The organism is Acidobacteriota bacterium, from assembly GCA_028875575.1.
Lineage (GTDB): Bacteria > Acidobacteriota > Terriglobia > Versatilivoradales > Versatilivoraceae > Versatilivorator.
Window position 1 is genome coordinate 111,605 of record JAPPDF010000100.1, and the last position, 22,808, is coordinate 134,412.

Here is a 22,808-nt window from a genome sequence, read left to right on the forward strand (position 1 = left end):
CCTTCAGCGCGTGCTCGCGACCGAAGAGCGTAGCGGTCACTACGGTCGAGGGAGCATGTGCGCGCTGAAGGGAAAAAGACCAGCCAGGGCGTGCCCAGCGCCGTCTGTTACCCGCAAGCCCCTTACATTGAGCCAATCAAGGTGCTGATAGATAAACTACCTTTCGTCATGCCACCAGCGGCCTGGTGAGAAATGCGGGCTGGAGTCCTGGCGAGTTGAATCGGAGAGTGACAATGGCTGAAAAGTCGGTTTACTTTTTTGGCGACGGCATGGCCGATGGGCGGGCCGACATGAAGGACCTGCTGGGCGGCAAGGGAGCCAATCTGGCGGAGATGACCAACCTGGGTTTGCCGGTTCCCCCCGGCTTCACCATTTCCACCGATGTCTGCTCCTATTATTACAGGGAAAAGGAGCAATATCCCGTCGGTCTGTCTGAACGGGTTTCCCGGGCGCTCCACAAAATGGAGGCGCTTATGGAAATGCGGTTCGGCGATGCCCAAAATCCCCTGCTGGTTTCGGTGCGCTCGGGGGCCCGGGCCTCGATGCCCGGCATGATGGACACGGTGCTGAACCTGGGATTGAACGACAGCACGGTGGAGGGACTGGCCCTGCGCACAGGCAATGCGAGGTTTGCCTGGGATTCCTATCGCCGATTCGTGCAAATGTACGGAAGCGTCGTACTTGGGATGAAGCCGACCCGAAAGGATGAGGTCGATCCCTTCGAACGCATGATCGAGGCGAAGAAGGAAGCGCGCGGACTGGTCCTGGATACGGAATTCACCACGACCGATCTCCAGGATCTGGTGAGTCTTTTCAAGCGCGAGATCAGACAACGGGTGGGAGTGGACTTTCCCGACGATCCCCTTCAGCAGCTTTGGGGAGCCATCGGAGCCGTTTTCGGTTCCTGGATGAATCCTCGTGCTGAAGAGTATCGAAGGCTCAACGGAATTCCTTCCAGTTGGGGAACGGCCGTAAACGTGCAGGCCATGGTGTTCGGGAACATGGGATCCGACTCCGGCTCCGGGGTGGCCTTCACCAGGGACGCCGCAACCGGTGAAAACGTGCTCTACGGGGAGTATCTTGGAAACGCTCAGGGGGAAGACGTGGTGTCGGGAGCCCGAACCCCCGCCTCCATTGGCGAATTGGCTCGCGAGAGGCCGGAGCTGTACGGGCAGTTGGATCGAGCGCGCAGGATCCTGGAGAAGCACTACCGGGACATGCTGGATATCGAGTTTACCATTCAGCAGGGAACGTTCTACCTGTTGCAGTGTCGGGTTGGGAAACGGACGGCATTCGCCGCCATCAGGATTGCCGTCGACATGGTGGATGAAGGGCTGATCACTCCTGATGAGGCGCTCTTGCGGGTGGAGCCGGATCAACTGAACCAGCTCCTGCGGCCGGTGTTCGATCCGGCGGAGAAAGCGGCAGCCATCGAGCAGGGCCGCTTCCTGGCCAAGGGCCTCAACGCCGGCCCCGGCGCAGCCGTCGGCCGAGTCGTCTTCAACGCGCCGGATGCCGAAGAGTGGAAGAGTCGTGGGGAACGGGTCATTCTGACCCGCATCGAGACCTCGCCTGAGGATATCAAGGGAATGAACGCGGCCGAGGGGATCCTGACGGCTCGGGGAGGCACGACCTCCCATGCCGCTCTGGTTGCCAGGCAAATGGGCAAGGTGTGCATTGCCGGCTGCAGCGCCCTGGCCATCGACTACTCTCAACGCCAGATGCGAGTCAATGGACGTGTTATCCGCGAAGGTGACTTCCTGTCGCTGGATGGAACCACCGGCGAGGTGATCCAGGGGCCCATTGCGGCGCGTGACTCGGAGGTCATACAAGTTCTCCTGCACCAGCTACCTGAAAGGAAGGAGGCGCGGGTTTACCGGCAATATCGGAAACTGATGGAATGGGCGGACCGGGTTCGTACCCTTGAAATCCGAGCCAACGCGGACCAGGCGGACCAGGCGGCGGCTTCCATCGCGTTCGGGGCAGAAGGGATCGGTTTGTGCCGAACCGAGCACATGTTCTTCGGCGAGGGAGAGATCGGCCCGATGCGGGAAATGATTCTGGCTTCGACCCCGGAAATGCGGGAGCGCGCCTTGTCCAGGCTATTGCCCCTCCAACGGGAGGATTTCGAGCACATTTTCGAAGTGATGGAGGGCAGGCCGGTCACCATCCGAACCCTTGATCCGCCTCTGCACGAGTTTCTTCCTCACGAGGCGTCGGCCCAAAGGGAATTGGCTTCGGACATGGGTGTTTCCTTTGAGGCGGTCAAGGCGAAAGTGGATTCATTTCACGAGTTCAATCCCATGATTGGATTTCGCGGCTGCCGCCTGGGGATCGTCTATCCCGAAATCACCCGGATGCAGGCGCAGGCGATTTTCGAGGCGGCCGCAAATGTAATCAGTCGAGGGAAGAAAGCCGTGCCGGAGATCATGATTCCGCTGGTCGGCAACGTCAAGGAACTGGAAGATCAGGCCGGCATCGTGCGTCAAGTGGCCCGGCAGGTGATGGATTCCCGGAAACTGGAGATCGAGTATCAGGTGGGCACCATGATCGAAGTTCCCAGGGGAGCTCTCACCGCGGACGAAATTGCGCGTTCGGCGGACTTCTTCAGCTTCGGAACCAATGACTTGACTCAAACCACCCTGGCTTTGAGCCGCGATGATGCCGACCGGTTCCTGGTGCCCTACCTGCAGCGTGACATTTATCCCAGGGATCCATTCCAGTCCCTCGATGTTGCCGGGGTTGGAGAGTTGATGAAGATTGCCGTGGCGAAGGGCAGGGCCACCCGAGCTGAAATCAAGATCGGGATCTGCGGCGAACATGGAGGCGATCCCTCCACCATCGAGTTCTGCCATCAACTGGAGCAGGACTATGTCAGCTGCTCCCCGTTTCGTGTCCCCATTGCCCGCCTGGCCGCGGCCCAGGCGGCGATCCGGCTCTCTCACCCCTCTGAAGAAACTTCCGAGGAAGCCAGGGCAGCCGCACGGGGGTAAAGACGGCGGTCGCCTAAGCCCCTGACAGAGCAATCAACTCCAACTGAAACTGATTTAGGGCACCGAATACCATGCGCATCGGAATCCTGACGGGAGGCGGCGACGTTCCCGGACTGAATTCCTGCATCAAGGCGGTGGTCAATCGGGCCGAAGTCGAAGGTCAGCAGGTTCTCGGCATCAGGCGCGGGTGGCGGGGATTGCTGATGCTCGATCCCGAGGACCCGTCCTCGCTGGCTGCCTGCACCGTGAAACTGGATAACGCGGTGGTTCGGACTATCGACAGAACCGGGGGCACCTTCCTCCACACCTCCCGAACCAATCCGGGCAGGGTGTCGGCTGACGAGTTGCCTCCATTCCTGCAGTCCACCTGCCGGCAAGGGGCAGGGAAGAATCCTTTTCTGGATTGCACCGCCCACGTTGTGAGCAACCTGGAGAAGCTGAGGCTGGATGCATTGATACCTATCGGGGGCGACGACACCCTGGGGTATGGGGAAAGGCTCCACCGCGAGGGCTTTCCGGTGGTGGCCATCCCCAAGACCATGGACAACGATGTTTTCGGGACCGACTACTGCATCGGGTTCTCTACGGCGGTGACCCGCAGCGTGAACTTCCTGCATCAGTTGAGGACTTCGGCAGGATCCCACGAGCGCATTGCGGTGGTGGAACTCTTCGGTCGAAACAGCGGTGAAACCTCCCTTATATCCTCCTACCTGGCGGGCACCGATCGAGCGCTGATTTCAGAGGTTCCCTTCTGTCCGGATCGACTGGCCGGCCTGCTGATGGCGGACAAGCGCGACAATCCCAGCAACTACGCCATGGTCAGCATATCCGAGGGTGCTCAGATGGTTGGAGAAGTCCCGGTGGAATCGGGCCGGGCCGATGCCTATGGACACAGGAAGCTGGGCGGAATCGGCGCAGCCACGGGGCGGGCGCTCAAGCGGGTTACGGGGCAAAACATCATCTATCAGCAACTTTCTTATCTCATGAGGAGCGGTTCCCCCGATTCACTGGATCTCATGGTGTCCTTGAATTATGCCAATATGGCCATGTCGCTGATCATGAAGCGCCAGTTCGGCCGGTTGGTAGCGATGCGGGAGGGCCGCTATACCAACCTGCCCCTCAGTCGGATCGGAGAAGGCCTGAAGCGGGTGGATGTGGATGAGCTGTACGATCGAGACCACTATCGTCCCAAGGTACGCCATGTGGACGGTAAGCCGATGTTTCTTTACTAACCCGGAATATTGGTCTAGACTGAACTCATCCGAAGGTATAAAGACACGAAAAACCATTGTCGATTCCGCAGGTGTTACCCAGGAGCGATACCATGCTGCAACCAAAAGCCTACCTTGGGCTCGTCGTCCTGCTGCTTGCCAACGCTGGAGCGGTGAACGCGACCGAAACGTCCGCGTACTTCATCTCGGCCAAGTCCGGCATGATCAACTACGTGGAAGGCAAGCCCACCGTCAGCAATCTGGAACTCTCCGATGCGCGGCAGGTCTTGCCCCGGCATCAGCTCGTCGAGGGGGATGTGCTGCAGACGGAAGCGGATCAACGGGTGGAAATGCTGCTCAACCCGGGAACCTACCTGCGGGTGGCGGAAAACAGTCGGGTTCGGGTGGTGGCGACCGGTTTCGAAGACATGCGGTTTGCACTGGAAAGAGGCACGGCCATCCTGGAGTCGCTGAGCCTGCGGCGCAAGGTCCACCGACTTCATATCCTGACGCCGTCTGGAGATCTGAGAGTACTCAAAAAGGGCTTGTATCGCTTTGAAGTCGGTGCCGCGGGCGAGGTTCGGGTGACGGTCCATACCGGCAAACTGAGATGGATGCGGGGCGAGACCAAGGTCGCAGCGCTGAAGTCGGGAAAGGTCTTTGATTTGAACCGTTCCGAGAAAAGGCGATTGCGCTATGCCAAGGTGGAGAAGGAGCCCTTCGACGACATCGATCGCTGGAGTCGCAAACGGGCGGTCGCATTGATCGCGGCCAATTCCAAGATCCCCTCCTGGATGTCTCGGTCGGCCTTGTCCAGGTATGGCCTGAGGTCGAACGGAGGGTGGGTCTTTGATCCGTTTTCCCGGATGTATACCTTCATTCCCTTCCACAACCTTCTGCGGTCTCCCTACGGTCTTGCCTACGGCAACTATTGTCCCACCTGGCGGTCGTACGGTCCCGTCTACGCATCCAGAGGATATGGCGGTTCCGGCCTCAGCAACTCCGGCTCCACGAGCTATACACCCGCCACAACCAGCGTGCACCGATCTTCGGCAGCAACTTCCACCTCCAGCAGTGTTGCTGCCGGCTCAGCGGCACAGCAGAGCCGTGGCGCCGCCAGCAGCAGCATTCGCGGGAGGTAACCACCCGGCCGCACTTCTCACCAGGTTGCTGCAAACATAGCGAACAGTATTTTTTCTACCGTGTCACGCTCGACCCGTTGTGCATTGGGATGCCTGCTGCCGATCATCCTGGTCGGAGTTCCCCTGAACCTGTTGACGGCCGAAGGTCCGATCAGCCAGGAGGAACTTCTGGCCCTGGTCACCACGACACGCATTGGAGCGGTGACTCCTCAACGGGTGGTGGAGTTGATCCGGGAGAGGGGGATCGGCTTTCGTGTCAAGGACATCCTTCTGCAGGAACTGAAAGCTCGCGAGGCCGATCCCGCCATCATCCGGGCAGTTGAGGAACACCGACAGACCGGGCCGCCCGCATCCGTCCTGAGACCGCCGCCGGGAGTCGAGCCGCCGCCACCGGTCTTTATCCCTCCTCCTGTCGAACCGTCGGCAACCGAGCCCGCGGCACCAGGTTCGGCGCCGACCCCGAAACCGGCAGCAACTCCCCCGGCGACAGCCGCAACCGAGCCGGCCACCACGCCTGGGCGGTCCGGATTGCCCGACCGGGAAACCTGGCCGCAATTCCTGGAACAGGTTCGCAGCACCGCGATGGCCTACACCGAAAACCTGCCTAATTTCATCTGCACCCAGATCACCCAGCGCTATCTTCGCCGGCTTCCAAAAACCGGTTGGGTGCGGGTGGACAACTTTGTGGCGGAGCTCACCTACTACGACAAGCAGGAGCACTACAAGCTGGTGTCGGTCGGAAATCGCTCGGCGGCCTCCGATGCCACGCTGGAATCACTGAAGGGGACGACTTCAACCGGTGAGTTCGGCTCCTCCTTGAACTACCTCTTCGACCCGGCAACCGGCACCCAATTTCGTTTTGAGGGAATCGACCACAGTCGGGGCTCGCCCACGGTGCGTGTCGGTTTTCGCGTGCCCAAGGACACCTCCAAGAGAAGCATCATTTTCAGGGAGGGGACCACGGAGGTCGGCGTGGTCACACCCTACCGGGGGAGATGCTGGATTGACCCGGGTTCGCTCCAGGTCGTCCAGATCAAGGAGCGGGCCTACAGAATCCCCGAAACTTTTCCCATTACCCGCTCCGAGGGTTCCACCCAGTACGATCGGGTGGAGATCGCGGAACAGCAGCACTGGCTTCCGGTCCGTGCGGAGGTCCTGCTGGAGAATCGTTCCGCCAGACTCCACACCAGGAACGTCATCCAATTCAAGCAGTACCGCAGGTTCGGCAGCGAGGTGAAGTTTGTGACCGAGTGACGGGCAGGCTATCAGCCGCTGCCACCTTCATTGCCGACACCCCCAGCCTCCCATTGCCGCACACGACTGGCAGGGGGCCTGGGCGCACTCAGCCCGCAATCCCTTACTGATTGAAGCGAATCGAAATTCCGCCTTCCTCCGAAAAGGCGGAGGTTCGCAGGTAGTTCCCGTCGGTGCGGATGGTGACAGCTCCCTGTCGGTCGGTGCGGAGCAGTTGCAAGGGGAAGGTCTGCAAACGCCTGACCACTTCAGGGTGAGGATGGCCAAACGGATTGACCTTGCCCGCCGAAATCACGGCAATTACCGGATTCACTTCATTCAGGAAGTGTGAAGAGGTCGAAGTCGCGCTTCCATGGTGGGCCACCTTCAATACGTCCGATTGAAGGTCGGCCTCAAGGGCTGCGAGGCATTCCTCTACAGGCTCCTCGATGTCACCGGTCAACAGGAATGAGCGCCGACCGTAGGTCATTCTCAGAACAAGAGAATCGTTGTTGATGTTTTCGTCGGAAGGGCCGCAGCCGGGATTGAGGAATTCCAATTGGGAGCCGTGGAAATTGAGTGTGTCCCCGGCCTGGAATGCCCTGATTTTGAGTCCGCGTGCCGTTGCTTTCTTGAGCAGATCACGCAAATCGGGTCCAACGGTGCTGTTTCCGAGCCAGAACTCCTTGACTTCGAAGTTGTCCAGAATGAAGTCCAGGCCCCCCATATGATCCTGGTGGGCGTGGGTCAGGATCGTCGCTTCCAGAGATCGAACTCCACGGTTCCAGAGATAGGGCGCAACCACCTGTTCTCCAACATCGAAGGCCGTTGCCCTGGCTTGGGATCGGTGGCCGGTTCCGGACCAACTGCCACCGCCATCGACCAGAAGGTGGGGGCCGTTCGGCCAGCTTGCCAGGAGGCAATCTCCCTGTCGCACATCCAGAAAGGTCAAGCTCAACTCCTGCGATTCCGACTTGACTCCCGGTGTGCCCGACAGCAGGACCGCCAGCGAGGCGATCCAGATGGAGCTGCCCAACAGCCTCAAGAACCGGGGGACTCCATGGGCCACACACAGGGCCAGGGTGCCGTAATAGGCCAACACCCAGCCCAGGGGAAACTGGGGCAGGGAAAACCCGAGCCAGGGGATTTCGGAAAAGGTGAGATTGAGGCTCAAGAGGCATTCGGCCAGGAGTCCGCATATCCAACCGAGCGGCCAGGAAGCTTGCGGGAACAGACCGGCACAGGCCAGGTATGAAAATCCAAGGGGTATGATCATTCCGACCAGGGGAATGACCAGCATGTTGAGGAATACGACCGGTAACACCACCCGGTGAAAATAGACCATCAAGGGAACCAGCAGCACGGCCTGTATGGCAATGGAAACCAGGACAATGTCCAGGAGTCCCAGGAGAAGCTTGTAGGTCCAGACCAACAGACCGAGACAAACGGCCGATTGCGGAATGCCCAAAGACTCCGCCAGGCTCGAGCTGCGGAGTCTCAAGCCGACCCGCCAAGCGGCCAGGCGAGGGGGAAAATTGCGATCCAGGTGGATAGATTCCAAAGACCTGAGAGCCTTCCCGTAGGGTTGAGTGGTGAGGCGCAGTATAGGCAGTCCCACCATGGCGATCGCCAGCGCGGCCGAGAAAGAGAGTTGGAAACCGGAGTCATCCAACCATCCGGGATCTTTAAGCAGGACCCACCAGGCCGCCAGGCAAAGGGAGTGGAGCAGGTTGCGGTCCCGGTCGAAATAGAGGCTGGCCAGAAACAGGCAACCCATGATCGAGGCCCGGTCAATGGCGATCTGTCCCTCGGCCAGGAGGTTGTAGAGGCCGATCGACGCCATGGTCAAGGTCAGGGCCAACCAGCGCGGAAGCCGGAGTTGTTTGAGCAGGGCAAAGACCATGGCAATCATCATGCCCACATGCAGTCCCGAGACCACCAGTACGTGATAGAGACCGTTCAATCGAAAACGGGACCTGGTTTCCTCCGCAAGGTCACTGTCATCTCCGAGCAGGACGGCTTTCAGAACGGCCCTGGCCGGCTCGGATGCCGGCAGGGCATCCAGCGCACCAATACAGCCTTGACGCATTCGGCTGGCAATGTCCTTCCAGGAAAATTCCGGTTGTCGTGTGAGACGGGTCAGCAGGAGTGGGTCCTTCAAGTTCCCGGTCAGAAAGATGCCGCGAAGCTCCAGGTAGGACCGATAGTCGAACTGCCCCGGATTGTTGAAATTATCCGGTCGTCGCAGGTAGGCGAGGATCTCTACCTGGTCTCCTGCTTGCGGAAGAGGGGAGGAGTCGAGGGAACCGCCCATGGGGTTGAGGTGTAGGCGTATCTTTCCCCGGGTCTCAAAGCTGGCGAATCGGTTAGTCAGATGTTGAACTTCCACTTCCAGGTGGATCGCCCCGGCCCTTCCGTCAGAAACACGGACGCAACGCCCCCTCACCCGACAGGGCGCCGCCAGGTCCAATGCGCCGGATCGGACCAGAGCTCGAAGGTGGTTGCGGTCGAACTGGAGTTCGTGGATGGCCTTCCAGGCCATTCCAGACATGCAAAAGGCCAGGAGCAGCACGATCCAACAACTCCAGGCTCTTTTCCTTCCCCAGAGAATCCATGAGAGGCACAGCGTGAGAGCGCCGGCGGCCCATAGGGTTGTCGCGGAGTTGGCGACCTGGGAATGAGCGGCAAGACCGAGACAGAATGCGACCGTCGGCAACAGCAGAGGAGTGTGCGCCATCGCTTTGAATTGCCCGCTTTTGCTGCTCGGCGGAGGGAAGATCCCGAGCAGCAGTCGTCAGGGAATTTTGCTATGATCGGCTCGGAAAATCGTGGAAACGTCGGAAGCCCGGCCGCTTTGGGCCTAGAGAGGGAGGAGGGTCTATTTTACACCGAGTCACTAAACACATCGATTTCTGCTACGGCCATCGCCTGCTCAACTATGAGGGGAAATGTCGGCATCTCCACGGCCACAACGGCAGAGTTGAAGTAGAGGTTGCCAGCAAGCATCTCGACCATCGGGGCATGGTGGTCGATTTTGGCGACATCAACAAGGTCATCAAGACCTGGATCGATGCCGAACTGGATCACAAGATGCTGCTGCATCGGGAGGACCCGCTGGTCGCCGTGTTTCACGAGCATCGGCAACCCTGTTACCTGATGGACGCCAACCCCACTGCCGAAAATATCGCCAAGGTTATCTACGAATATGCGCATTCTCAGGGACTGCAGGTCGCCGAAGTCCGGCTCTGGGAGACGCCCAATTCCTTCGCTTCCTATGGTCGGCGGGCGCCGGGTTAGGGAATTTCCAAAACAATTTTCGGAAAAAGGATCCCGGAAAAGGCCAGCCAGGCTGCCAGCAAGGTGAGTACGATATTCAGCGTCTGACCCGACCAGTAGAGCAGCAACGGCCGTCCCCCGGCCATTTGCCGCGCCAGCGCACGAAAGTCGGATTCAAGTCCTATGCAAAGGAATGCCAGGCAGAACAGCCAAGTACGAATGGCCTTGGATGCCTGCAGGGACTGGCCTACCGACTCGGTTCCCAGCAGGGGGACCAGCACGAGCGAAACCACGCAGGAGGCTGCAATGAAACCCAGGACGAATTTGGGAAACCGATTCCAGATCTCGATCGCTCCGGGACGACGGCCCTCGTTTGGCTCCACTCGTGTGACCCAATAGAGGGCGATCAAGAGGGCTACCAGGCCAATGGAAGCGTTTTGAATCATCTTGATCACCGCAGCCGCCTGCATGGATTGGTCTCCCAACATCTGTCCGGCAGCCACCACCGCGCCGGTGGAGTCGATGGTCCCTCCCAGCCAGGCGCCGGCTACAATCATGTCCAGTTCCATCCAGCGGCAGACCAGAGGCATGAGGACCATCATCAGCACCGTGAAGATCAGGGTCATGGCCACGGCCAGTGTCAGTTCCTCCTTCTTGGCCTTGCTGGCGCTGGCCGCGGCGATGGCCGCGGAGACCCCGCAGACGGATGTAGCCGCGGCGATGGTGACGGCGAAGGACGGCGCCAGTTTAAGCCGCCGGTAACCAAACCAGAACATGGAGACCAGAACAACCGGTGTGACTCCCCAGGCTACGAGGACGCCGTACCGGCCAAGAGTGAGGATGTTGCCAAATATGATCTCGGCCCCCAGGATCACCAGGCCGGTCTTGATGAATAGCTCCGAACGCACCGAGGGTTTCAGCCATGAAGGGACTCCCAGCAGGTTGCTCCAGGCCAGTCCGATCAGTAGAGCCCACAGGGCATAACTCAGGCCGTAAGCCGCCAGGCTGCGATTCCCGGCAACGAGAAAACTGAGCAGGGCCAGGCAGAACAGAACAGGGAATCCGACCGCGAAACGACCGGCCTGCCGCTGGATGGCGCCCATAGCCAGCACGGACAACCCTCCAAGCCCAATCATCAGGAGCAGCAACGGCACCCCGGGTACCGCCGCCAGGACTTCATCGAGGGTCTGCCACTTGGGAATTTTGGGAACCGCCGAAACCACACCCAGAAACACTGCTCCCAAAACCAGGAATCCGATCCAGACGGCCCACCAGTCCTCCACGGTAACCAGTTTTTTCCAGGCGCGCATATCGGTCACTCCATTTTGGGTTTGGGTCCATAGTGGTTGAAAGAGGGAATCAGCGGGCCGGCCGTAATACCGCCGTCGACTGAAATCACCTGGCCGGTGATCCAGTCGGTATCGGGACTGGCCAGGAACACTGCCGTCCTGGCGACGTCGTGAGGTGTCCCGAATCGGCCCAGAGGTGTGTACTGCATCCAGGCCTTGTAGAGTGCCGAGTCCGCGGCAGGCGGAGGGTCCTTGGGAACCGGGACGGCTCCCGGAGCAATGCAGTTGATCTGGATATTCCATTCGGACAAATCAAAGGCGGCTCCCCGGGTAAAGTTGATGATGCCGGCCTTGGTGGCTTCGTAAAGCGACCCCTGATGTGTGCCTCCGAGTCCATGGACGGAAGACATGGTCACGATCTTTCCGCGCCCTCGCCCGGTCATGAGGCGGGCTCCTTCTCTGACCGTCAGATAGGTGCCGATCAAATTGGTCCGAATGACCCGCTCAAAGTCGTCGAGGGTGGAATCGAGCAGGGGTCTGGCGACTCCGATTCCCGCGTTGGCGACCAGAATATCCAGGTGCCCGAAACGGTCGCGGGTGGTTGCGAACAGCTTTTTGACCTGGGCTTCATCCGAGACATCGGTTCTCAAGACCTCGGCCCGGCGCCCCAGGCCAGCTACCTTGGCCGCTGTTTTCTCCGCTTCCGCCCGGTCGCTGTGATAGACCACCACGCAGTCGGCGCCTTCCGAGGCGAAAGCCTCGCAGATGCCGGCTCCCAGGCCACCGGAGGCTCCGGTCACTACAGCTACTTTGTCCTTGAGTCGCATCCTGCCTCCTTTGGTTAAGGACGAGCCGCTCCGAAATATCTCGCCGGTTCGTTCCTTGTGAAGAATAATTTCAAGCCATCAATAACTTGAAGGTCATGTGTTAAACCGATTCGATAAGGAGTGATGGGAACCCTTTGGCTATTGGCAAGCCTGACCAGGCGGCCTGAAAGGGCTGAGCTTGTCAATCCTGCTCCGCGGTCGGTCAGCCCCATGAAATCCGTGGCTGAAATAGTGCCGGGGAAACCGGAGGATTGGCCTCAAGTCTGTCCGAACCAGGATGCCTCCGCCACTTCGCTCCAACGCTTACGGATCGCATCGAATTGAGAGGAGGGCAGGGGACCGGCTTCGAGCAGGGCAGCGTTCTGTCTCCACCGCCCTGGCGTCAGCGTGCCCACGATGGCCGTGTGCACGCCGGGGGCGCTCAAGGTGAAACGCAGCGCCGTCGAAATCGAAGTCTCCAGTTCGTCCTTGACGAAGGGATAGTTCAACCGCTGGAGGCGATCCCAATAGGTGTGGTGGTAGGAATTGGCGGGCTGCCTTCCGGTTCTCCAGGCAGCATTGGCCAGCGGGCGCTTGGCGATCACGCCCAGGTGTTGTTCATGGGCCAGGGGAAGCGCCAGATCCAGCGCTTCCTGATCGGCAATGCTGATGGAAATCTGCAGGCAATCGAAGGCCTGGCATTGCGCCGCGTAATAGGCGGCCCGGCTGTCGCCGCTGTAACCGATGTAGCGGCAATAGCCCCGTTCCCGTGCACGCTGCAGGGCTTCGATCACCGTTCCCTCGAGCAGAGCGTCTTCCGAACAACTGTGCAGTTGGACCAGGTCCAGGCAGTCGGTCCGCAGTCGCCGCAAGCTGCGTTGGATGCTCCGCAGCAGCGAGTCCTGCCGCCAGTCCTCCCCCGGCAGTCCATTCGGATGGCCGCACTTGGTGAACAGGTAGTAATCCTGGCGGCGTCCCGAAACGGACCGCCCTATGAGCTCCTCGCTGGACCCGTAGCACTCGCCGGTGTCGATCAGGTTCAATCCCTCGTCCAAAGCAGCGTTGAGCAGGCGTGTCACCGTCTCCAGCGATGCCCCCGGACTTTCCAAACCGATTTCGGCGCCCCCGAAACCGAGGATACTGACCTCCATGTCGGTTTTGCCCAGTCTTCTGAGTTCCACTTCCACTCCTCATTCCGGCTTGGTCGATTAGCCTATCACAGTGACTGGTGGATAGCCGTGTCACCACCCTACGGTGCGAATCATTCGAGAAAAATCGGTCAATCGTTAGTCAAGATGAACCACAAATGAACACCAATAGACACGAATTCAGATCAACCTTTCCAACCACAAAAAGCACAAGAGTCACAATTTGTTTTTGTGCCTCTTGTGGCCAATCCTGGTAAGCGTCCCGCTGCCGAATCTTGCAAAAGGCTCAACGCATCAATCCGTTTATTGGTGCTCATGCGTGGTTCGTCTTCAAAATCGATGGGCTGTTTTCCTTTGAATGATCCGCGAGGCAAGGCAGGCGGCGGTCAACCCGGCAACTCAGCCGCTGAGCAGCAGGGTTTCTGCATGCTCCAACGATTCCGGGGTGCCGTAAAGCACCAGCACATCGTCTTGCTTCAACACGGTGTCGGCGTTCGGTTGTCGTCCGACGATCCCTTGCCGTCGAATTGCGGTGACCAGAATTCCCTCGTCGGGAAGACGCAGTTCGGCCAGGGAACGACCCACTGCGGCGGCTCCTTCAGGAAGGGTCAGCGCCTGCAATTGCTCCCGGAATGCATGGGACTCGTCCAGCACCTGGGCGTCTTCCCTGGGAAAGACGCTGCGGAGCATGCGGTAGCGGTGGCCCCTGATTCTGGCCACCTTGTGCACAATTCGAGAGATGGGCATGTCCAGAAGGAGCAAGAGGTGAGAAGCCAGCATGAGCGCGGCTTCCAGGGAGTCCGGGACGATTTCGGTGGCCCCGGCAGTCTGAAGGCTGTTCAGTTCCGTATCGTCGCGCGTGCGAACCAGAATGGGCACGTCCGGGCGTAGCTCTTTTGCCGTCCGGACGACTTTGAGGGCGCCCAGGCTGTCGGAGAAGCTGATGACAACCACGCTGGCATTGGCGAGGCCGACGCTTTCCAGGACATCGCGTTGAGACGCATCCCCGAAGTTGACCGGATCGCCGGCCTGCCTGGCGGTCCGTACACGGTAGGCATCCAGATCCAGTGCAATATATTCGAAGCCCTCCTGCTCGAGAATTCGGGCCAGGTTCTGGCCCACCCTGCCGTAGCCGCAGATGATGACGTGCCGCCGCTTGGCTACTGCCTTGGTGGCAGCTTGCTGAAGAGCCAACTGATGGGCCTCGGGATCTTCTCCGGAAATCAGCCATCCCGCAAGGGTCCGATTATGGCGAATCAGCATTGAGCTCAGGACCATGCTGGCGACGATGCCCGCCAGCAGCAACTGGGCGACACCCGGGTCCAGCACGTTCTCCTGTAATGCCAGCGCCAGCAGAGCGATGCCGAATTCGCCTCCCTGGGCCAGAACCAGCCCGGCCCGAAGCGAGGCATGCCAACCGCCAAGGGAAAAACGAGATAAAATACATATAATCACTCCCTTACCAACTATTAGAGCCAACACCGTCAAGCCCACCGAGGCGATCTGGTCGGCCAGCACCAGAAAATCCAGCCGGGTGCCGATGACGATGAAAAACAGTCCCAGCAGGACGTCCCGAAAGGGCCGAATGTCGGCTTCAACCTGGTGCCGGTATTCGGTCTCCGAAAGCATCAGGCCGGCAAGGAAACCACCTACGGCAAGCGACATGCCGACGGCGTGCATGAACCATGCCGCGCCCAGTACAATCAGCAACAGGGTCAAGGTAAAGAGCTCGGGGCTGCGCCTGTGGGCGACCTCGTGAAAGAGTGGCCGCAGCAAGCGATGGCCGGCCACCAGGACGATGACCAGCGCTGCAACGGCTTCACCCAGTGCCAATAGAATCTGGACGGGCGGCAGCCGATCGCCTTGGGCAGCCAACGAGATCAGCATGAGAAAGGCAATGACGACCATATCCTGAAACAGGAGAGTCGCCACCGCGCAACGGCCGTGGCTCTGGTCCAACTCCAGTTGCTCGCGAAGCTGCTTGATCACGATCACGGTCGAAGACATGGCCACCGCGCCGCCCAGAATGACCGCAGAGGAGAGTGGAAGCCCCGCCCAAGAGGCAACCGTTGCAGCAAGTAGCGTAGTCACCAGAACCTGGGCGCCTCCAACGCCGATCATTTGCCAGCGCATGGCGACCATTCGGGGCAAGGAGAATTCAAGGCCCAGTGTGAAGAGCAGGAAAACGACCCCGAACTCCGCCAGGAATCCGGTTTCGCCGGATGAGGAGAACAAGCCGAACACAGCGGGCCCCAACAGCATTCCCACCAGGATGTATCCCGGCGCCGTTGGAAGCTCCAGTCGCCGGAATACGGTTACGACCAACACGGCTGATCCCAGAAGCAGGAGAACGTTTGCGAGGCCTATTTCATTCATGGCAATGAGAAAATTGAGAGATTACAGGCAGGCGGCCCGAAAGCGCGGAATGGAACAGAGCCTGCAATGGGTAGTATATCGAGCGCCGCTGGAATGGTTCCATGCCATATTGGCTGGCCCTTCAGGCACGGCTTCGGGAAGAATCGGCGCATCCGGGCCTCCGAGCACAACTTCCGATAACGTATCTTATGTCAACTTTTATAAAAACCGCGTGAACCTGCGAGTGTGCAGGGTGGCTTGGGTGGACATCGGTTCCCTGCCGGGCGGGACAAGTCCGGAGCGTGAAGATCATGTCGAAGCAGCTGTCTTGGCTAGCCCGCATTCCTCACCAGGCCTCTGGTGGCATGATGAAAAGCAGTTAATCTTCAGTAGGTTGATTGGCTCCCAATAAAGGCCATGCGGGAAACAGACGGCGCTGGGCATGCCCTGGCTTGTCCTTTTCCCTTCAGCGCGCACAGGCTCCCTCGACCGTAGAAACCGCTACGCTCTTCGGTCGCGAGCACGCGCTGAAGGGAAAATTCCTGCGCCATGATCATGCCCCCTGGTGAGAAATGCGGGCTAGAATAGGCGTAGCGGTGGTTAACCGAACGTGGCAGGCATGCCGATGAGCATGGAAGCAGTGGCCGGCGGCGCCCAATGAGAATTCTTCGCCAATCGATATTCCTGGAAATCGCAGGCTCCTTCGGGCTGGGCGCGCTGGTATTTAGTGCTGTCCTGTTGACCAACGAAGTGTCCAGTCGGCTGATGGAGACCCTGGTTCAGGAGAACATCACCCTGCAGGAAGCCGGTTTGCTTTTCCTTTGCATCCTGCCCAAGGTGCTGACCTTCTCCATTCCCATGTCGGTCTTGTTGGGCATTCTGATCTGCTTTGGGCGCCTGTCCGCCGACAGTGAAATTACTGCCATGCGATCTTCCGGAATCGGTCTCAGAAACTTGCTGTGGCCGGTATTGATCTTTTCGGCGGTGGTGGGTTCTCTGGCCCTGTTGAATTCCAACTTGTGGTCTCCCAGAGCCACTCACCGCTTGACACTGATCAAGGATGAAATTGCGCTCAAGTCGCTCAACACCGCCGTCCGGAGAGGCGTTTTCGAAGAGCGTTTTCCCGGTCGAGTGGTCTACGTCATGGATACGACCCCCGACCGGCGTTCCTGGAAGGGTATTTTTCTGGCTGAGGTAACCGAGGCCAATTGGCCCAAGACCACCTTTTCCCGCCAGGGTGGACTGCTCAACCGTCCGGGCCGGCGTGAGCTGCAGCTCAATCTTCAACAGGGTGCGACCTACGAGGTGGTGCCGGGAAAAGAAGGCACCGTGCGTGTCACTTCCTTCGAGGAAGCTACGGTTCCCCTCTTCAAGGCTATGGGTGCCCCCGCCGATGCACCCAGGGACAGGACCATAGCCGAGATGGATTCGCTCGAGCTCTATGGCAAGCTGATCTCCGAGGCCTCGACCGGCAGCGACATCCACCGCAGAAAGGCGGTCATTGAGTTCAATCGTCGACTGGCGCTTCCCCTGGCGGTCTTTGTGTTTTCCATTCTCGGGCTCCCACTGGGAGTTGTCACCAGGAGGAGCGGCAAGTCTTTCGGGTTCGTCATCAGCCTGATCATCTTCCTGGTCTATTTCATCCTTTTTTCCCAGGGTCTGGCTTTTGCCGAAAGTGGTCATATCCCGGCCTTCCTGGGTCCCTGGTTGGCGAACCTGGTGTTTCTGATGTTGGGATTGTTTCTCTTGCTGACCGCGGAAAGACAGTTTTCCTGGGGGAGGCTGTTTCGTCCTCTGGTCAACTCTCTCTGGGGCGTTGCCCGCAGACTGCGCGAGAACGGTGTCGGTTCCCGCGCTCCCATTCGAAGTCAAAGGAGTCCACGGGGCGGCATCATGCACTTCCCTGCCGGTTGGACCCTGGACAAGTACATCCTCAGCGGCTTCCTGAAATTTTTCCTTCTGGTGCTTTCCGCCTTCGTCGTGCTCTTCGTGCTGTTTACCTTCTTTGAACTGCTCAGTGACATCGTGGAGCAAGGCATTTCCGGTTGGACCGTTTTCGACTACTTCCTTTTCCTGATTCCCCACATCCTGGTGCAGATGATCCCGTTCAGCGTCCTGGTAGCCGCACTGGTGAGCTTCAGCCTGCTGACGCGAACCTCGCAGATCGTGGCCATGAAATCCTCTGGAATCAGTCTTTACCGGCTATCTTCTCCGGTTTTGCTTGCCGCCCTCTTGTTCAGCGCCGGTTCCTTCATGTTGCAGGAACACATCCTCCCATCCGCCAACCAGAAGCAGGATGATTTGAGGCGTGTCATCAAGGGGCGCAATCCTCAGACCAAACGCCCCACCCGCAAATGGATGATGGGCGAACGGAACCGTATCTTCCACTACAATTTTTTCGACGATGAGATCAATGTCTTCAATCGAATTTCCGTGTTTGACTTCGATCCGCAGACGCTTGCGGTGACCCGGATGGTCTTTGCCGAGAAAGCCGGGTGGGACCGGAATCGGTCCGGATGGGTGTTCGAGGAGGGCTGGGCTCAGGGGTTCAGCCATGACCGGCCCCAGCAGGCCCAGTTTCTGACGTTTGACCGAGAGCTGATCGGGTCCATTGGAGAGCGGCCCGACTACTTCAAGAAAGAAGTGCGTCAGTCGTCCAAAATGAGTTACCAGGAATTGGGGAGTTATATTGAGGATCTGGGTCGGAGCGGGTTCGACGTCGTGCGGCTGAAGGTCGCCTGGCACAGCAAGCTGTCCTTTCCGCTGGTGAGCTTGACCATGGCCATGATTGCGATTCCCTTTGCTTTTTCGACGGGCCGGCGAGGTTCACTCTACGGTATCGGCCTCAGCATCGTAGTCGGAATCAGCTACTGGGTCTTGCAGGGGTTCTTCGAACAGATCGGGAGCGCGGGCAAGCTGGAGCCACTACTGGCCGCCTGGGCCCCCAACCTGGTTTTCGGGGCCGGAGGCGTCTATCTGCTCTTTACCGTTCGAACCTAGCGTTGGGCTTTTAAATTGCGTTGACTCATTAAGCAGCCGAGGGAGCAGCCGATCGGGTTTTTCATCCTGTCCATTCGTGTAGATCAGTCCGGGAACCAGGGTCGGCACTGTGGAGTTCGAGTGCGGTTACCGCTGCTTGGTGGCGAGAGAACTCGTTTTTCGTCCAGCCCTTCTTCGAGGCGTTTGCAAAATTCGTCAGGGGGATCTTTGCAGGGAATGGCCACAAGAGGCACAAAATAACAAAAAAGCCGGTCAAGGCGACGCCATGCGAATCAACTTCGGATCGTCAAGACTCGAAATTAGACAACGCGTTTTGTGACTTTTGTGCTTTTTGTGGTGAACCCGCATCGCTCACCAGGTCGCACCCGATATTGAAAAAGGCAGGACATCACTTTCGGCGACACAATGACCTGGCCAGTTTAGAAAGTCGCAAGATACACTTTCTTCGTGTACCTTCGTCGTCCTTCGTGCCCCTTCGTGGATATCTTTTTGTCCTTCCGATGCCTCCGTGGATTGACAACCGATACGCCCTGCCCTTGGTGAGAAGCGCGGGTCAAGTTCCCTCCGACCAGGAGGCGAGGTATTTCTCCTGCTCGGCGCTTAGATCGTCGATGCGGCAGCCCATGGATTGAAGCTTGAGCCGTGCGATTTCCCGATCGATTTCGGGAGGAACCGGAACCACGTCCTTGGGCAGGTTTCTGAAGTTTTTGGTCAGGTATTCCGCCGACAGCGCTTGATTGGCGAAACTCATGTCCATGACCGAGGCCGGGTGGCCTTCGGCGCTGGAGAGGTTGATCAAGCGTCCCTCCCCCAGCAGAAAGATCTTTCGACCGTCTTTCAGATTGTACTGTTCCACGAACTCCCGGGCGGTTTCCGTGCCGCGGCTAAGCGATTCCAGCGCCGGTATATCGATCTCGACGTTGAAGTGACCGGAGTTGCAGACCACGGCCCCGTCCTTCATCTTTTGGAAGTGGGATCCTGCGATGACCGTCTTGTTTCCGGTGACGGTGATGAAGATATCGCCGATTTCAGCGGCCTCCAGCATGGGCATCACCTGAAAGCCGTCCATGACCGCTTCCAGGGCTCGGGTGGGATCGACTTCGGTCACGATCACCTGGGCTCCCAACCCCCTGGCCCGACTGGCCACCCCTCGTCCGCACCATCCGTATCCGGCCACCACCACGTTGAGTCCCGCCAGCAACAGGTTGGTGGCGCGGATGATCCCGTCCAGGGTGGACTGCCCGGTGCCGTAACGATTGTCGAACAGATGCTTGGTGTCGGCGTCGTTCACAGAGACGATGGGAAACTCCAGCACGCCGTCGTTGGCCATGCTGCGCAATCGAATGACACCCGTGGTGGTCTCCTCGGTCCCTCCAATAATTTCCTGCAGGAGTTCCCGGCGGTCCGAGTGTATGGTGGAGACCAGATCGGCGCCGTCGTCCATGGTGATTTGGGGGCGTCGATCCAGGGCTGCGGTGATGTGGGAATAATAGGTCGGATTGTCCTCGCCCTTGATGGCGTAGACCGATATCCCATGGTCTTCGACCAGGGAGGCAGCCACGTCATCCTGGGTGCTCAGCGGGTTGGAGGCACACAGGGTGACATCGGCTCCGCCGTCCCGTAGGGCAATGATCAGGTTGGCGGTTTCGGTGGTGACGTGCAGGCAGGCCGAAATGCGAATGCCCTTGAGCGGTTGTTCCTCGAGAAAGCGCCGGCGAATTTGCCGGACGACCGGCATGGATCGGCCGGCCCAATCGATCCGCTTCCGGCCGGTCGAGGCCAGGGACGGATCCTTGATGTCGCACTGGATATCATTTGACATGGACGTTGTATCTCCTTGATAGCAAAGGAATCACTGAATGGAGACGGCACCCTAGCACATTGCCCGAGGTGGGGTCAAATACGGAGGGACTGATGGCAGGAATATCCCACGCTACCGAGTCAGGTGCGATCTGGCGAGAAAGGCGGGTTCACCACAAAAAGCACAACAGTCACAAAACAATATGTCTCATCGTGAGTGAATAGGGGACGTTGTTGAATTACTGGAATAACTTCGATCAGCTACTGCTGAATAGCTCTGATTCAATATCGTCTCCTGCGCGGTCTTTACAAGTTACTCCAGTAACTCAACAACGTCCCAAGCAAGGCTCTTCAGTCAGCAGCCGACAAGGCTTGCAGATATGCACTTTATATGGTTCACTGTACATTGAAAGGTTCGGGATGGCTGATGAACCAAAGCCACAGAAAATCCCGCTGGTCTTCTACCGCACGCGGTCGGGGAACGAACCCGTAAGGCAGTGGTTGAGGGGGCTGAATGAGGTCGAGCGTCGCGAGATAGGGAAGGACCTGCTGCGGGCACAATGGCACTGGCCGGCAGGCATGCCGTTGTGCCGCCCTATGGGAGACGGCCTCTGGGAAATCCGGACGGACCTGCCAACGAAACGGTCAGCGCGCGTGCTGCTTTGTCTCTACCGCAAGCACTTGGTGGTTCTGCACGGGTTCATCAAGAAAACGCGGGTAACACCGGATTCGGATTTGGCAACGGCGCGAAGGCGTCGAAAGGAATTGGAGCGATGAGCAAGCAGCATATGGGATCCGGCATCGATGCTTTTCTCCAGGAGGAAGGCATCTTCGAGGAAGCGCAGGCGCAGGCAATCAAGGAAGTCGTCGCATGGCAGCTTGCAGAAGCCATGAGGAAGAAGAAAATTTCCAAGAACAAGATGGCGAAGCTGCTGAAGACGAGCCGCACCCAGGTGGACCGGTTGCTCAATCCGGAAAGCGACATTACGCTTGGCAGCCTGCAACGAGCTGCTGCCATGGTCGGGCGCCGCGTTAACATCGAGTTGGTGTAGTGGAAGCAAACGGAACCGTATACGACTCCTGGTCGGATACCGGCCGGGATCTACCCCGACCGCCCGTTTCACCTCACGCCCCAGTGTGACGTTGCCGTCCACCCCCTGTCTTCCAGCTCCTGCAAGTCCGCCTTATTGCAATAACCCGCATCCGCCACCACCTGTTTTGGTTTCTACTCGAATGTCTCCTCCACCTGTAAGCCAATTTCGAAAACAGGTTGGTAGCGGAAATCCGGTTCGTGCCGGTCAATCGACCAGCTCCAGGATTGCCGCGGCGCCCATTCCGCCTCCGACGCATAGGGTGACCATTCCGAACCGAACCTGTCGCCGCCGCATCTCGCCAAGCAGGGTTGCCGTCAGCTTGGTGCCTGTGCAGCCCAGGGGATGGCCGAGGGCGATCGCACCTCCGTTGACGTTGACCCGGTCGGGGTCCAGGCCGGATTGGCGAATGACCGCCAGCGCTTGAGCGGCAAAGGCTTCGTTCAATTCAATCAGACCCACCTGCCGGAGATCGAGGCCCGCCTGCTTCAGTGCCCTGGGAATGGCCTGGACGGGGCCGAGACCCATCTCCTCGGGAGGCACTCCGGCAGTGGCGAAGGAAACGAACCTTCCCAGAATTTTCCAGTCCCGATCCCTGGCCCTCTCGCGAGACGACAGCACCACTGCGGCAGCGCCGTCACTCATGGGCGAGGAGTTTCCGGCAGTCAGGGAACCCCTGGCGTGAAAGGAGGGCTTCAGTTGAGCCAGGGCTTCGAGGCTGGTGTCCTTTCGTGGGCCCTCGTCCTCATCAAAACGGGTGCGGACTGTCTCTCTCTTCCCCTGCCCGTTGCCTTGGCCCTCGAGAGAATCGGATGCGGCACGGCCAAGTCCATCCGCGGTCAGCTCCAACGCAACGATTTCATCCTTAAAGTGTCCGTCCTGCATGGCCTGGAGCGCTTTGCGGTGGCTTTGGAGGGCAAAGCGGTCCTGCTGTTGGCGCGAGATGTCGTACTTGCGGGCCAGGTTTTCCGCCGTCAATCCCATGTTGAGGTAGACGTCCGGGTAGGAATCCACCAACTCGGGATTGGGCGAGAAATGCCGGCCGGCCATGGGGATCAGGCTCATGCTTTCCGTTCCGCCCGCCACGATGATCTCGGCCGAGCCGCATCGGATTCTCTCGGCGGCGAAGGCGATGGACTGGAGGCCCGAGGCGCAGAAGCGATTGACCGTGACAGCCGGGACTTCGACCGGAAGACCGGCCCTCAATCCCGCGATACGGGCCACGTTCATTCCCTGCTCCGCCTCCGGCATGGCGCACCCCAGGATGAGGTCTTCGATTTCGCCGGTCTTCAGTCCGGGGGCGCGCCGGACCGCTTCCGAGATGGCGACGGCAGCCAGGTCGTCGGGTCGGGTATGTCTCAGGGCTCCCTTTTTGGCTTTCCCGACAGGAGTCCTGGTGGCGGCGACGATGACAGCCTCTTTCATGGGTCTCTTCCCGGTGGTTTGCTTCAGTTCCGCAGCGGC

The 22,808-nt window shown here is 59.2% G+C and carries 15 protein-coding genes; 8 read left to right on the top strand and 7 right to left on the bottom strand.

The window, feature by feature from the left end:
• Nucleotides 1–233: 233 nt before the first annotated feature.
• The 4 genes from ppdK (at nt 234) to OXI69_17440 (ending at nt 6,600) form a co-directional block, all read left to right on the top strand.
• The gene (gene ppdK / locus OXI69_17425) at nt 234–2,993 is read left to right on the top strand and encodes a pyruvate, phosphate dikinase (protein ID MDE2667924.1); all 2,760 of its coding nucleotides are present in this window, start codon (nt 234–236) and stop codon (nt 2,991–2,993) included.
• Between the two features lie 71 nt (nt 2,994–3,064).
• Nucleotides 3,065–4,225: a 6-phosphofructokinase gene (locus OXI69_17430; GenBank protein ID MDE2667925.1), complete on the top strand. Its 1,161-nt coding sequence runs from the start codon at nt 3,065–3,067 to the stop codon at nt 4,223–4,225.
• Between the two features lie 92 nt (nt 4,226–4,317).
• Nucleotides 4,318–5,346, top strand: a complete 1,029-nt coding sequence (locus OXI69_17435) for a FecR domain-containing protein (protein ID MDE2667926.1) — start codon at nt 4,318–4,320, stop codon at nt 5,344–5,346.
• Between the two features lie 60 nt (nt 5,347–5,406).
• Nucleotides 5,407–6,600 carry a hypothetical protein gene (locus OXI69_17440; GenBank protein MDE2667927.1) on the top strand — a complete coding sequence of 398 codons (1,194 nt, stop codon included), beginning with the start codon at nt 5,407–5,409 and terminating at the stop codon, nt 6,598–6,600.
• A 103-nt stretch (nt 6,601–6,703) separates the two neighbouring features.
• On the opposite strand, the gene OXI69_17445 is transcribed toward OXI69_17440, so the two are convergent.
• On the bottom strand, nt 6,704–9,316 hold the full coding sequence (locus tag OXI69_17445) for a DNA internalization-related competence protein ComEC/Rec2 (protein ID MDE2667928.1): 2,613 nt from the start codon (nt 9,314–9,316) through the stop codon (nt 6,704–6,706).
• Nucleotides 9,317–9,483: 167 nt separating this feature from the next.
• Between OXI69_17445 and OXI69_17450 the strand changes: the two genes are divergently transcribed.
• Nucleotides 9,484–9,876 (top strand): 6-carboxytetrahydropterin synthase, encoded by a 393-nt coding sequence (locus OXI69_17450; GenBank protein ID MDE2667929.1) that lies wholly within the window; start codon nt 9,484–9,486, stop codon nt 9,874–9,876.
• Here the strand turns inward: OXI69_17450 and OXI69_17455 are convergent.
• The 4 genes from OXI69_17455 to OXI69_17470 form a co-directional block, all read right to left on the bottom strand.
• Nucleotides 9,873–11,165 carry a putative sulfate exporter family transporter gene (locus tag OXI69_17455; GenBank protein ID MDE2667930.1) on the bottom strand — a complete coding sequence of 431 codons (1,293 nt, stop codon included), beginning with the start codon at nt 11,163–11,165 and terminating at the stop codon, nt 9,873–9,875. The two genes, OXI69_17450 and OXI69_17455, sit on opposite strands and share 4 nt — an antisense overlap.
• A 5-nt stretch (nt 11,166–11,170) precedes the next feature.
• Nucleotides 11,171–11,971: an SDR family NAD(P)-dependent oxidoreductase gene (locus OXI69_17460; GenBank protein MDE2667931.1), complete on the bottom strand. Its 801-nt coding sequence runs from the start codon at nt 11,969–11,971 to the stop codon at nt 11,171–11,173.
• 257 nt (nt 11,972–12,228) lie between these two features.
• Nucleotides 12,229–13,131, bottom strand: coding sequence for an aldo/keto reductase (locus tag OXI69_17465; protein ID MDE2667932.1), 903 nt, complete (start codon nt 13,129–13,131; stop codon nt 12,229–12,231).
• A gap of 366 nt (nt 13,132–13,497) precedes the next feature.
• Nucleotides 13,498–15,474 carry a cation:proton antiporter gene (locus OXI69_17470; protein ID MDE2667933.1) on the bottom strand — a complete coding sequence of 659 codons (1,977 nt, stop codon included), beginning with the start codon at nt 15,472–15,474 and terminating at the stop codon, nt 13,498–13,500.
• 636 nt (nt 15,475–16,110) lie between these two features.
• Between OXI69_17470 and lptF the strand changes: the two genes are divergently transcribed.
• Nucleotides 16,111–18,453 carry an LPS export ABC transporter permease LptF gene (lptF, locus tag OXI69_17475; GenBank protein ID MDE2667934.1) on the top strand — a complete coding sequence of 781 codons (2,343 nt, stop codon included), beginning with the start codon at nt 16,111–16,113 and terminating at the stop codon, nt 18,451–18,453.
• A gap of 553 nt (nt 18,454–19,006) precedes the next feature.
• On the opposite strand, the gene ahcY is transcribed toward lptF, so the two are convergent.
• The gene (ahcY, locus tag OXI69_17480; GenBank protein ID MDE2667935.1) at nt 19,007–20,275 is read right to left on the bottom strand and encodes an adenosylhomocysteinase; all 1,269 of its coding nucleotides are present in this window, start codon (nt 20,273–20,275) and stop codon (nt 19,007–19,009) included.
• 398 nt (nt 20,276–20,673) lie between these two features.
• Here ahcY and OXI69_17485 point away from each other — a divergent pair, with 398 nt between their 5' ends.
• On the top strand, nt 20,674–21,030 hold the full coding sequence (locus tag OXI69_17485; GenBank protein ID MDE2667936.1) for a type II toxin-antitoxin system RelE/ParE family toxin: 357 nt from the start codon (nt 20,674–20,676) through the stop codon (nt 21,028–21,030).
• Nucleotides 21,027–21,305 carry a helix-turn-helix domain-containing protein gene (locus OXI69_17490; protein MDE2667937.1) on the top strand — a complete coding sequence of 93 codons (279 nt, stop codon included), beginning with the start codon at nt 21,027–21,029 and terminating at the stop codon, nt 21,303–21,305. The genes OXI69_17485 and OXI69_17490 overlap by 4 nt, the downstream gene beginning before the upstream one ends.
• A gap of 246 nt (nt 21,306–21,551) precedes the next feature.
• On the opposite strand, the gene OXI69_17495 is transcribed toward OXI69_17490, so the two are convergent.
• Nucleotides 21,552–22,769: an acetyl-CoA C-acyltransferase gene (locus OXI69_17495; protein MDE2667938.1), complete on the bottom strand. Its 1,218-nt coding sequence runs from the start codon at nt 22,767–22,769 to the stop codon at nt 21,552–21,554.
• Nucleotides 22,770–22,808 lie beyond the last annotated feature (39 nt).

Bases quoted from the DNA above. Each gene is read 5' to 3' on its own strand.
- ppdK (MDE2667924.1), top strand. From the start codon at position 234: ATGGCTGAAAAGTCGGTTTACTTTTTTGGCGACGGCATGGCCGATGGG.
- OXI69_17430 (MDE2667925.1), top strand. From the start codon at position 3,065: ATGCGCATCGGAATCCTGACGGGAGGCGGCGACGTTCCCGGACTGAAT.
- OXI69_17435 (MDE2667926.1), top strand. From the start codon at position 4,318: ATGCTGCAACCAAAAGCCTACCTTGGGCTCGTCGTCCTGCTGCTTGCC.
- OXI69_17445 (MDE2667928.1), bottom strand. From the start codon at position 9,316: ATGGCGCACACTCCTCTGCTGTTGCCGACGGTCGCATTCTGTCTCGGT.
- OXI69_17455 (MDE2667930.1), bottom strand. From the start codon at position 11,165: ATGCGCGCCTGGAAAAAACTGGTTACCGTGGAGGACTGGTGGGCCGTC.
- OXI69_17460 (MDE2667931.1), bottom strand. From the start codon at position 11,971: ATGCGACTCAAGGACAAAGTAGCTGTAGTGACCGGAGCCTCCGGTGGC.
- OXI69_17470 (MDE2667933.1), bottom strand. From the start codon at position 15,474: ATGAATGAAATAGGCCTCGCAAACGTTCTCCTGCTTCTGGGATCAGCC.
- lptF (MDE2667934.1), top strand. From the start codon at position 16,111: ATGAGAATTCTTCGCCAATCGATATTCCTGGAAATCGCAGGCTCCTTC.
- ahcY (MDE2667935.1), bottom strand. From the start codon at position 20,275: ATGTCAAATGATATCCAGTGCGACATCAAGGATCCGTCCCTGGCCTCG.
- OXI69_17485 (MDE2667936.1), top strand. From the start codon at position 20,674: ATGGCTGATGAACCAAAGCCACAGAAAATCCCGCTGGTCTTCTACCGC.
- OXI69_17490 (MDE2667937.1), top strand. From the start codon at position 21,027: ATGAGCAAGCAGCATATGGGATCCGGCATCGATGCTTTTCTCCAGGAG.
- OXI69_17495 (MDE2667938.1), bottom strand. From the start codon at position 22,769: ATGAAAGAGGCTGTCATCGTCGCCGCCACCAGGACTCCTGTCGGGAAA.